This window comes from Streptococcus sp. 3874 (genome assembly GCF_013276425.1).
GTDB classification, from domain to species: Bacteria; Bacillota; Bacilli; order Lactobacillales; family Streptococcaceae; genus Streptococcus; species Streptococcus pseudopneumoniae.
Window position 1 is genome coordinate 28308 of sequence record NZ_VMLA01000054.1, and the last position, 11978, is coordinate 40285.

The following is an 11978-nucleotide window of genomic DNA, read 5'->3' on the forward strand; positions in this document are numbered from 1 at the left end:
GGATACAGACAAATCTGTTCCAAATTCCGTTTTATTTTCTAGTTTTGATTGCTATTATACCATTTTTTCAGAAAGAAAAAAACTCTTACCTTACAATCCTTCGAATTTTACTGTTTTTACAGAATTAAGGCAGAATTTGAAATCGTAAAACCATTTTGAATAAGAGTTGCTTCAATCCATTGACTCCGACTAATTATGTTGCTTTCGTGAATGCCAAAATCAGCCGCAATTTGTTCATAAGTGCACTATTCTCGCATGTATTGAATAGTTACCATGAGGAGATCGTCTAGGCTTAATTTGGGTTTTCGTCCACCTTTTGCGCGTTTACGTTGATAAGCTGTTTTTAACACAGCTAACATCTCTTCAAAAGTCGTGCGCTGAACACCTACAAGGCTCTTGAAACGGCTATCGCTTAATTGCTGACTTGCTTCAGAATTCATAGTTTTATTGTATTATATTTTGTTTCGCAGAAAGTCTATTATTCCTTTCGTTCAAAGGTTTCTACGCTTTTAGCAACAAAGCTACACACTGAGCGTTTCGGACTTACCTTATCGTTTCGTCGTAAACTCCTTACTCTACGACAGCTATCCCATTGGCGGAGAATCTACTTCTACTTCGCTGATGACTCAGCTCGTACAAGCAATCCTACACACTCCACGTGATGCGTATGCGGAACTCAAAAGGTTTGGGGAACCTTTTGAGGATTAACTTCGTTTCTCCAACAAGCTTACACACTCCACGTGTGGTGCTAGCAAACTTCTATATTATAGAATGAAAGTGACTGAGTTGTTGTTTAAAATTAAACTTCAGAATGAAAGTATATACTATCTTGTATCAAATGGCTATTTAAAATAAATATGTAAAACTATTTATTACTAAAATAGTTAATCATATACTCCTATAACACTACAATCTGTAAAAATAAAAACACAAAGTTACCAGTAGTACCTTTTCTCACTTAGATATTGTTCCTTTTGTTCTCTAGAATTTTCATGATTTCTAATTCCTAGTAATTCATCTGTTGAAGAAACTATTGGGTCTATCCAGTCAGCTTTGGATCTAATCCAATCAATTTCATCCTTACTAAGTTTCCCCGCTATCTCCAGTTTATCAGCCATCAATCTTAAATCATTTGCTGTTTTAAAATCTTCTAGCATATTCAGAAGAGACATTGTCCGCTTCTTCTCTTCTTCGATTCTATTTTGTAATTTTCTTTTTCGCTCTTGTTCCTCTTCGTATAGTCTTGCTTTCTCTTCACGTTCAAGGCGTAAGTTCTTAACTTTATAATACTCTTGGTAAATTAAAACAATTATTTCTGGGATTGATTGTTCAAGTGTGAATTCTTTAGTATCTTTAATGTATTTACCATCTATTATCTTAAATCGAAAGTTTTCATTTGGAATATAGTCATACTTCTTTATTCTTGGTTTAAAAGCATATCTATTAAACTTAACGCTATCATTGTACTTCGCTAATTCTTTAGCTTCTTCTTTTGTTAATTCATGACTTACTTTGTCTGTTGATTCTATAACTTCAAAACGAACAATATCCTTATCAATTTGAATATCCCAATTTGAAGTTACATTATCACCGATTCTTTAAATAACAGTAACTAGTGTATCTAAAAAGCGATATAAGCGTGGAAGAGAATTTAGTGAAATATTTTTTACAAATTTAGGTTCTTTTAAATCATTATATCTGTGCCTAGAATCAAAGTAAGGATAAGAAGCAGCTTTTTCCCTCTTATTCCACTCTGTAATTTTATCTCTTAGATTAGCTACGGATTTATGTAATCTCTTATTTGGAGCCTGGTTTAGGTTTGAAACTGCTTCAATAATACGCTCTATTTTATCGTCGTCTATAAATGATAATGAACTTCTTATACTAGTTGTATCAAGTTTAACAGTATCTCCGTTTTTATCTTCCATACTATCTTCTTTATGTTTAGCAGCTTTAATTCTACTGTTCTTTAAACTTTTTCTATCAATATTAACTTCATTTACGTCATTTTGTGGTAATGGAACGATAAATTCACTTAAGTCTTGTCCAGTATTCTTACGATACCAATAACTCCCCTTTGGAATTGGGATTTCAAATTCTTTACATTTCTTGAGTAAGTCAGAATAGCTTAAATCATATTTCAATGAAACTTGTTTTGCACTTATCTCCCAGATTTCTTCATAGAGTTCTTCTCTAGAAAAGGTCTTTATCATCTTCATTTGAAACACCTTTACCCTTATATTTTACATCACCGTTTTTATATTTACCAAGCGAAAACGCAAATTCAAAAACTTCTAATTCTTCACTTCTGCATTTTCGCTTAATATAAAAAGTAAATCTTGTTTTAATCCGTTAAATTCCTCTATAATTTTATCTAAACTAGTTTCAATATTTTCAACACGGATCTCTGATAGCTTACCATGATTGTATGAAATCATTCTTTCAGCGATAATATGATATGACCAACTCTCAGTGAAACGTCTGTCTCTTTCTTCGTTATGAATAGCAAAACCAATTGGAAGAAGATTATTTCTAAGACCTATCGCAACTGCTTGTGAACTTATACCTAAATAATCACCAGCAATTTTTAATGTGATTTTATTTAATTTTCTAATATCTTCGTCGGTATATTTCGGCATGTTAGTACTCCTTTGTTATAATTGCAAATGCAATATTATCTAATTTAAAATATCTTGATGGGCTGCTTCTAGTTGTTTTCCATAATAAAATTAATTTGTGGTACATCATTCTCTGAAAGTTAATAATCTAAAATCTTTTCAATGAAAAATTTATATTAAGCAATAAATAATCTCTTCAGATTAAGAGTTTCTATCTTTTAAAGTAAATCCATTTATCAATTCCATATATAGACGTAATAGTTATTTACTATCTAGGTCAAAACCAATCTGCCAAAATCCCATATCAAATATTTTCATTTGAGGATACAGCATATCAGCAACATTAAAATTCTTTTGAACTGAATCTAACTGTTCTATGTTTTTTTCATAAAAATCTACTAGTTGTAAAATAGATTTAATGTTATAGGTTCCACTTGCAATCTTTTGTGATCTTATTCCAGAAACAAAATATCTATCATATGCCGGAACACAACCGAGTGTCCCCATCAGTATCTTTGTGATTAATGTATCTGATAAGTTGTTTTTTAGTGCTGAACCTCTCACTTCACGCCTAATTTAATCATAATAAGTTGCAATAAATTCATTAATTTCCTTTAGCAATTTTTGGTTAGTTTCATTTTTAAAATCTTTACATTCTATTCCTGCTAGAGAATCATATTCATTGCTTAAGATTTCTCTTACTACAGGTATATGTACTCTATAATCCTTTTGTAATAAGAATGAAGAACCTCGATACATCCCCCAACTTGCTAAATAAAATGCAAGTTGTAAACTCAGGTAATCAAGATTCACATTATTCTCTTTTCGAGCTGTCATAAAATGTGAATAACAATGCTCCCATGAACGATATCTATCATGTTCATCAGTTTTCAAATCGTTATAAAACTCAGTTGATGATTTAATAATCATATCAATTGTTTCCATACTTCCTGCTTTCCTAATCAACTTTCAAATATATAGCGTTTTCATTATTTTCTTAATCTATTATATCATTATTCAAAACAAAAAACTGCAACTTACTCGTTGCAGATACACAGATTTAATTCTGTTCTTTTTAGAAACTTATATTTTCATTTTCAGGCATAGTAAAGACATCGTTTTTTTCAAAATAAGGTTTTACCATTTCTTTCCATCTAGCTTTATGAAAATTGATTGAGTTTAAAGGAGATAGGCCATAATTTCCCAATGCATAACCATCATTTACTTCAACAACAAGTGTTCTGCCATCACTAGTAACACCGATATCTAGTCCATAAGCTATTGGCGCATCTTTCCAACATGATATGGCTTTATCAATTACACTAGGATCAAATTGTGCATGATAATCACCTGTATAGGGTCGAACATCTAATACGCGACCATCTAAAACAAAACAACGCCATTCTGCTATGAATTCTACAACCTCACTAATCCATATAGGATAGTCAAAAGGTAGACCAATACCTATCAAATCACGGGTTCCGTTAACAACTCTTCCAGTAAAGACTTTTGAACCAGCTTTAGGCTTAATAAATTTTCCCCAATTATCAGGTATATTTACAATCTCTCCTAAAACACCTTCATAAATCTTTCGACCATAAAAGTCTTTAAGCTCAATAGGATAGTCATAAACCGGAACATTTAACCCCATCATTTTTAGTAATGCTCTGGTCTCCATTATATAATCTACAACTATATCTTTACTTGTTAACTGTTCTATTTCAGAAAAAGATTGATATAAAATAATTTCTTCTCCTTGTAAGTAGGCACCTACTTGAGCATTGTATTTATTAATTGAAACTTCACTTGGTAGTTTGCTTTGTCTAATATAAACAACCATTTCATCACTCCTACTTGACTAGTGTTGCACCTGTTTGTAAAAAAATAATAGCATTTTTGCTGTTATTTTTTTGAGTAAATAGCTCCCATAATATCATCGAAATAATCAACAGTATTAAGGAGTAATTCTATAACCTGGGACTTTGTTAGTCGTATTCCTCTTCTATCTCTAGCATCTTCTACTAAATTTTCAAGTTTATCTAGATTTTTATCATCCAAGCTAATCATTATTCTATTTTTATCAGTTGCCATTTTCTTCACCTCTAGTTAATTCTATCAAAAGTGTAACACTTGTGTCAACTGGCTTTTATAATACATTAGTTTAAAAGTGGAGAGGATTTTTAACACAGTAACTTTAAATCTTTGGTATTAAAAAATTTTCACAGTATTTATAGAAATAAAATCTGTCTCAAATAAGTTATCAAATCTAGTATAAATTATGAGCGGCTACTCTAATACTTTTCCTCTAAACAAGACAAAGGCTTACACTCAATGATTTTCTTACCCCCTTCGTTACAATGTTTTGACATTTTTACTAGCAAAGGTACATACTCACAAGGAACTTTGATCGACTATTGAATCTCTCCCACTTCTTCTTTAACATATCCTTCTACATCTTCAATCTCTACAAACATTGGGTCTAAGTGACACAAGAAATGCCAATTTTCTGCACCTTTTTTTCTGTAGAGAATCGCTTCACCGTCTTCACTTCCGAAAAAGCTTCTATCTACTTCATATCCACTGCCTTCTAGAAAGTCTTTTGCCTGCCGATAGTTTGCTTCTCTTGCTTCCACATAGGTTTTAACTTCATCGTTGTTAACGACATATGCATCGATTTTGGAATAGCCTTCAATTACTTTTTCGTTTGGTTCGGATAGATTCGAGATCTTTTTCCAAATAATGTCTACATTTTCCTTAGAGTCAAACATAAATTTAGAAAAAGGTACAATGTTTCCGTTATAGATAATTTCCATATAGTCTGGTAGGTTTGTAGGATTAAAAAACTCTACTTCAAATCCATCTTCTGTTTCTAAAGTATATCCAGGGATTTGTGCTACAAAAGTTTTCCCATCTTCTATGGAATCAAATGCGACTAAATCTTTAGAATAATTATTTTGAGATAACTCTAATATAACCATATATAACCTCTTCTAAATTGTCTGTAGATTGATTTTTCAGAACATAATACTGATTAGTTAGTAACCGTTAGGATATAGCAAATTCTTTTTTCCACCTTCTTAAAACATCATTTCAAGGCTACATACTCAGCGGTTCGCTGTTACCCTATCGTTTCGTCGTAAACTTATTACTCTACGACAGCTATCCCATTGGCGGACTCAAAAGGTTTGGGGAACCTTTTGAGGATTAACTGCGTTTCACTAACAAACTCACACACTCAACATGTGTTAATATTCTTCTTTTATACTAATAAACAAAAGGCAATGAAAATCATTTTAAAATGATACTGTGGAACGGAAAGATTTTCGCCAGTTGCAAAAGAAACGACATTCATCATTCCACTTGAAATTACAACAGAAAATTCTTTAACATCGATTATCTAGATAGACCGATTGTTACCTTCAATAATGGATATACTGATCTAAATTTTAAAATGTTGTTTCCTTACTAATTCTATTACTCGCCAATATAGTATAAATAAAATAACCAATAAAAATGACAATAAAAATAACATTAATTTTTAACACAAAATAGAGATTTAACAAATTTGCGAACGCATGAAATAATATACAGTATCCCACAGATTTCGTTTGACGGTAAAGAAGACCTAAAACAAAACTTAAAAATAATGTATATATAAAAAACAAAATAAAAGGAAATCCTTGATGACTTTCTCCAACTATAAACCATAAAGGCAGATGCCAAATTCCCCAAATTGATCGTACAATCAAATTAGATTGCCAATATGTATATTTTTTATCAAGTAACGGTTGTAATATTCCTCTCCACCCTAATTCTTCATGTCCACCACCAAAAAAAAATTAGTTGTATAAAGAATAATGGCATTAGATAAATTGATACTCCATTTAATTCTAAGGAAGATACAGAAAATAGTATCAAAATTGCTAACATATGAATAATGAAATAGATACTACTATTTTCTCTCTTATTAAATAAAAAATGTTTAAATTTTATATTATTACTTTTCAAATAAAACCCACTTGCAATAGCTGGTCCGAGTGCACCTATTATATGTAAAGTTCTCCCTATAAAAGTTTCTAATCCAAAAATATGAGATTGCGTAAAGATGGCAAGAATCCCCCAAGCTATATAAGTAATTCCAAATGTACAATAAAGATAATTTTTTAAATTCCTTTTATCAATTTCTGTCATTTTATCTTCCTAATCTTGATTATTTTATGAATAATATTTTTACTGCTTCTTAGTTGCTCTCGGTTATAACTACCTATATTCTATCACAAAAATAGGAGCAGTTTAATTGACTGTTCCTGTTTTTTTATTACAAATATTCTCGAACAATTATCGTCACAACAGAATATAATTCATAGTTTACGTTTAAGTACTATTTTGTTACTAACTAGCTAACAAAAAGAGTGAGGAAATCAAACGTTTCCACCACTCTTTTGTATTCTATTATAGATAAATCGATGTTCTTTCACTATCTATTTTCTCTGTAATTTCAAATGATTTATCTTTCAGATTAGCTCTTAATTCTGCCACTGTATTGGCATCGGTATTGGTCCAACTGATGTGGATAGTATTAGCGTCTTCCATGTCAACAGTAAACTCTCCATCAAATGCTGCGCTGCTATTACGGAATTTGAGCAGATTGAACAAGGACAACTGGGCGTTGAACTTCTCGCTCAATTTCTTCCAAATCATAATAGTGACGGTTGATGTTGCGGCCTTCTTTGGTTGATTCGAGCAATTCGATATCATTTTCTCCTGCCAACAAGCCAACGTAGTAAATCTGCGGAATACCTTGTGCAAAACATTGAAGCACACGTGCCAAGAGATAGGCTTGGCCATCATTTCCTAAAACTGAATAGTAGGTACAATTTATCTTATAAATATCCAAATTGTTGTAGTCCTCTGTTTTGACATTTGCTCCTTGGGCATAGAGGGCTTCTCTTGTCACCTCTGTTTCCTCATCTGTCAGCAAGTCCTTGACATCGACCACTCCGTGTCCAAGGTTGTAAATTGCTTGCGAGGGCAGATTTCCATCCAGTGAACAAGACGGTTGACATTACCTGAATAAAGAGCATGAAGAACCAGCATCGGAAGGGCAAAGTCATAGACATAGTAGTCTTGCTCAGCGATTTTTTGCTGAATGGTGTAATGTTCATGAATTTCTGGAAGAATTTCCACTCCTTTTGGTGCCAATAGCTGACGCGGAAAATGAAGCATTTCCCAAATATCTGGCTCAACAAAGAAACAGTTGGTGCCGATTTTCTTATTGGCGTAGGCAAAGGCGTCCAAGCGAATAATGGAAGCTCCGTGGTCCGCCAGCTGTTCCAGATTTTCCTGAATAAAGCGACGAGTTGTTTCTGTTGTCACATCGAGGTCGATCTGTTGCTCATCAAAGGTACACCAAACTTTTTCCTTACTACCATCAGCAAACTTGGCAATGCGATAGGGAGCACGTGGCTTCCGTTTGTAAATCAGGTCTACATCTTCCTGAGTCGGCCCACTGTTTGGCCAAAAATTTTTGTAGCGGATAAACAAATCCGCATAGGCAGACTCATCTTTCTTTTCTAGGAAATCAAGGAAAAAGGCGACTTGGCTGAGATATGGTTAATCATGAAATCAAACATGAGGTAGTAGTCTTGACTGAGTGCCTCAATATCGCTCCAATCTCTAAAAGCCTCATCAACCTTGGTATAGTCCATGGGTGCAAACCCGCGGTCGCCTGACGATGGAAAGAAGGGAAGAATATGGACCCCACCGACCACATCTTTCAAAGGGCCTTCTAAGACCTACTTCAAGTCTTTCAGATTTTTTCCAAGACTGTCTGAATAGGTAATTAACATTGCTTGATTTTTTACTTTCATAACTTGCTCTATTTACCTTCCTCAAAGCGTTTATAGACTGCTATAAATTCCTCAGCAATCGTTCTAAAACCTTCTGCACTCATTAACTGATCCTCAGCGTGCATCAGAAGTAGACCTGTTTGGCTTAATGCCCCATTCATTTCTTTTGTCAAAAGTGAGTGGTGAGCATTGTGTCCCTGTACAAATGCTTCTTCGCCTTGTTTAATTCTATCTTTAGCCTGCTCGAATTCACCCTGCTTAGCCAATTGAATAGCATCGATGTACATAGATTTTGCTGTTCCTACATAGGTGATAATTTGAAAACACACTTCGAGTACTTTTTCGTCCATTTTAATACCTCTCTTACCAATCTTCGTCTTCTAAATCGCTTGTTTCTTGCATTACAGCTTGTAAAGCTTGTTTATCCATCTGTTTAATAAATGGATAATAAACAAAGAAAGACATAACCAAAATAAGTGTTTGCAACAAGGCTGTTTTCCAACCACCGATGATAAATCCTGAAATAATTGGAGGACAAGTCCACGGAACTTGAACGGCACCATACATAGGTGTCAGTCCAAAATAAATCGCTGAATACTGGATGATACAAGATAAAATAGGCGTTAATATAAAGGGAGTTGCTAAAACTGGGTTCATTACAATCGGCAAACCAAAGAGCACCGGCTCATTGATATTAAAGATGGCTGGAACCATTTCAAGACGTCCAAGAATTTTTAGTTGTTTTGATTTTGCAAATGCAACCATGTAAACTACCAAACCAATCGTAATCCCGGCACCTGTAACATTGATAAATTGATCAAAAAATTGAATCGTCACAATATGACCACCATTGGCTAGATTTAATTCAAGGCCCTTATCTAAAATGGCTTGGTTTTCCAAAGCATTCGCCTGTAGCAAGCCACTCATGATGCCACCAACTACAGTTGAGCCGTGCACCCCAAACATCCATAAGAATGGTACAAGGAAACACATAAGCACCGCACCAAACAATGAGTCAGTCAAGCCTTGCATTGGTGTTTGAATAAGATTATAAATCATTTCAATCGTTGTGACCTTAAACAATTGTTCAACAAGTCCGACAAAGATCGTTGCCGCTGTGATGATAACAGTAGCAGGAATCAAGGCTGAAAATGCGTTGGCTACACCAGTTGGTACGCCATCTGGCATTTTGATTTTGATATTTTTCTTCAAAAACCAAGAATAGCTTGCTCCTACAATCAAACCAACGATAATGGCACCAATCATCCCTTTCCCGGAAGTCCAATCCTTCAGAATAATGTTACCAACTACATCCCCATTTTTAGAAATCAAACTGGAGGGCTGGATTAGCAAGAAAACTGCTAGGGCAATGACACCTGCCCCAAGCGGCTCCTGTTTTTCTAGCTTAGCATAGGTATACGCAATCCCAATGACTGTTACAATCGCACTGATATTAAAGGTTGCACCAATTGCTTGATTGAGAACAGGGGTAATACCACTAGTTTCTAACATCGTTGCTAGAGCTGGAACTGGAAGATTGGCCAAGATAAGAAAGATGGAGCCAACAATCAACAATGGCATAGAGAAAACAATACCATCTTTTATCGCTGTTACACCTTTGGTATTGACAAAGGCCATCATCCCATCAACAAACTTTTTAATCAGTTTATCCTTCATCATCTTCTCCTTATTTTTTCATCATGTAAGCTTGTTTAAGAACTGCCATACCGTTTGCAGTGCCATAATCAGCCATTGCAATCACTTCTACAGGAACATTGTGAGAAGCACAAATTTCTTTTGCTTTTTCAAGTTGGAAACCAACCTGTGGGCCTAATAGAGCCACATCAATATCTCCAACTCTTTGTTCCAATTCACTGATGGAATAAGCTGCAATTGTTGCATCTTTCCCTTTTTTCTGAGCCGCTTCTTTCATTCGCTCAACCAAAATACTTGTTGACATACCTGCTGCACAAAACAATCCAATATTCATTTTAATTACTCCTTATAATTCGTTTCCATTTGATGTAATCACTTTTTGATACCATGTAAAGGAATCTTTCTTCATTCGTTGCAAAGTTCCTTCGCCATTATTATTCTTATCGACATAGATAAAGCCATAACGCTTCTCCATTTCACCTGTACCAGCACTAACAATATCGATACAGCCCCAAGGGGTATAACCAATGACATTTACGCCATCTTCTTCAATCGCTAACATCATTTGTTCAATGTGTTGTTTGAGGTAATCAATGCGGTAAGAATCATGGATTCCATCAGGCTCTACCTTATCATAAGCACCGAATCCATTTTCAACTATAAAAAGCGGACAATGATAGCGATCGTATAAAAGATTTAAGCTATAGCGTAATCCCTCAGGATCAATCTGCCAACCCCAATCGCTTGATTCAATATAGGGATTTTTCTTAGTATAAACATCTTTGAAAAGTTCTTCTGTTTCCTCAGATGCTGTAGCAGTCACTGTATCACTCATATAGTAACTCAAGCCAATATAATCTACACAACCTTCTTTTAGAGTTTCTAGATCTTCTGGTAAAATATCCAGTTTGATATTATTTTTTCGACAAAAGGCCTCGATATAGTAAGGACGCTCTCCAAAAACATGAAGATCTCCATAGTGAAATAAACGATGCTCCATTGCCTTCTGGCTAGCAAGTATATCTTTTGTATCACATGTATTCGGATAAAATGGTACCATTGCCAGCATACAACCAATTTTGAAATTTTTATTGATTTTCCGACCCAATTGTACAACTTTTGCAGAAGCCACTGACTGATAATGGATAACCTGCTGTAGTACCTCAACTGGATTTTCATCTTCTTGATAAATGACACCAGAATTAGTCCATGAGCACCAAGGAACATTAATTGCACCTTGATTATTGATCTCGTTAAAGGTCATCCAATACTTAACTTTGTCCTTATATCGTTCCATGACGACTTCCGCAAAACGAACAAAGAAATCAATCAACTTGCGATTACGCCAAGCACCATACTTAGTAACTAGATGATAGGGCATTTCAAAGTGACTGAGTGTGATGACCGGTTCAATTTGACGAGCTAGCAGCTGATCAAATAAATCATCATAAAATTTCAACCCTTCTTCGTTAGGTTCTTCTTCATCTCCATTTGGGAAGATACGAGTCCAGGCAATCGAAGTTCGAAAACACTTAAATCCCATCTCAGCGAATAATTGTATATCGTCCTTATAGGTTCTGTAAAAATCTATTGCATCATGATTCGGATAATATTCGTCAGGTAAGACGCCATCAGTAATCTGTCGAGAGTGGGTAGCACTTCCAACCGTCATCACATCGGCTATCGAAATGCCTTTTCCACCTTTATCATATCCTCCTTCAATTTGGTGAGCAGCAACTGCCCCACCCCATAAAAAGCCTTCTGGTATTTTTGCCATTTTACCAATCCTTTCTGTATTTTGTACTAGCGCTATGAACAAGTCTATTTTATAACATACTGTATCTGCTGACAATAG

12 protein-coding genes and 3 pseudogenes are annotated in these 11978 nt (G+C 34.5%); all 15 read right to left on the reverse strand.

All coding sequences use genetic code 11. The features are described 5' to 3' along the window. Positions 1-125: 125 nt before the first annotated feature. A pseudogene (locus HT703_RS05955) lies at positions 126-440 on the reverse strand (transposase family protein); the annotation flags it as partial. Between the two features lie 495 nt (positions 441-935). Continuing rightward, positions 936-1172 (reverse strand): hypothetical protein, encoded by a 237-nt coding sequence (locus tag HT703_RS11730; RefSeq protein WP_238375685.1) that lies wholly within the window; start codon positions 1170-1172, stop codon positions 936-938. Positions 1173-1598: 426 nt separating this feature from the next. After that, positions 1599-2219 carry a hypothetical protein gene (locus HT703_RS11735; RefSeq protein WP_238375684.1) on the reverse strand — a complete coding sequence of 207 codons (621 nt, stop codon included), beginning with the start codon at positions 2217-2219 and terminating at the stop codon, positions 1599-1601. Between the two features lie 75 nt (positions 2220-2294). Beyond that, entirely contained in the window at positions 2295-2639 is a 345-nt protein-coding gene (locus HT703_RS05965) for a hypothetical protein (RefSeq protein ID WP_001127479.1), read from the reverse strand. Between the two features lie 240 nt (positions 2640-2879). Then, on the reverse strand, positions 2880-3125 hold the full coding sequence (locus HT703_RS05970) for a hypothetical protein (protein ID WP_000536918.1): 246 nt from the start codon (positions 3123-3125) through the stop codon (positions 2880-2882). Between the two features lie 69 nt (positions 3126-3194). Next, positions 3195-3563, reverse strand: a complete 369-nt coding sequence (locus tag HT703_RS05975; RefSeq protein WP_000447545.1) for a hypothetical protein — start codon at positions 3561-3563, stop codon at positions 3195-3197. A 130-nt stretch (positions 3564-3693) separates the two neighbouring features. Continuing rightward, positions 3694-4458 carry an ATP-grasp domain-containing protein gene (locus HT703_RS05980; protein WP_000262013.1) on the reverse strand — a complete coding sequence of 255 codons (765 nt, stop codon included), beginning with the start codon at positions 4456-4458 and terminating at the stop codon, positions 3694-3696. 62 nt (positions 4459-4520) lie between these two features. Further along, a complete protein-coding gene (locus HT703_RS05985; protein ID WP_000179767.1) occupies positions 4521-4709 on the reverse strand; it encodes a hypothetical protein in 189 nt (62 codons plus the stop codon). 320 nt (positions 4710-5029) lie between these two features. Then, complete coding sequence (locus HT703_RS05990; protein ID WP_000234981.1) at positions 5030-5596, reverse strand: hypothetical protein; 567 nt, start codon at positions 5594-5596, stop codon at positions 5030-5032. A 468-nt stretch (positions 5597-6064) separates the two neighbouring features. Continuing rightward, positions 6065-6809: pseudogene (locus HT703_RS05995) on the reverse strand (CPBP family intramembrane glutamic endopeptidase). A 261-nt stretch (positions 6810-7070) separates the two neighbouring features. After that, positions 7071-8488 (reverse strand): annotated as a pseudogene (gene gtfA / locus HT703_RS06000) (sucrose phosphorylase). 8 nt (positions 8489-8496) lie between these two features. Continuing rightward, positions 8497-8817 (reverse strand): PTS lactose/cellobiose transporter subunit IIA, encoded by a 321-nt coding sequence (locus tag HT703_RS06005; RefSeq protein ID WP_000343789.1) that lies wholly within the window; start codon positions 8815-8817, stop codon positions 8497-8499. A 13-nt stretch (positions 8818-8830) separates the two neighbouring features. After that, positions 8831-10144, reverse strand: coding sequence for a PTS sugar transporter subunit IIC (locus HT703_RS06010; RefSeq protein WP_031222412.1), 1314 nt, complete (start codon positions 10142-10144; stop codon positions 8831-8833). Positions 10145-10154: 10 nt separating this feature from the next. Further along, complete coding sequence (locus HT703_RS06015) at positions 10155-10457, reverse strand: PTS sugar transporter subunit IIB (RefSeq protein WP_001020606.1); 303 nt, start codon at positions 10455-10457, stop codon at positions 10155-10157. A gap of 12 nt (positions 10458-10469) precedes the next feature. Then, positions 10470-11900, reverse strand: coding sequence for a 6-phospho-beta-glucosidase (locus HT703_RS06020; protein WP_001062961.1), 1431 nt, complete (start codon positions 11898-11900; stop codon positions 10470-10472). Positions 11901-11978: the final 78 nt, after the last annotated feature.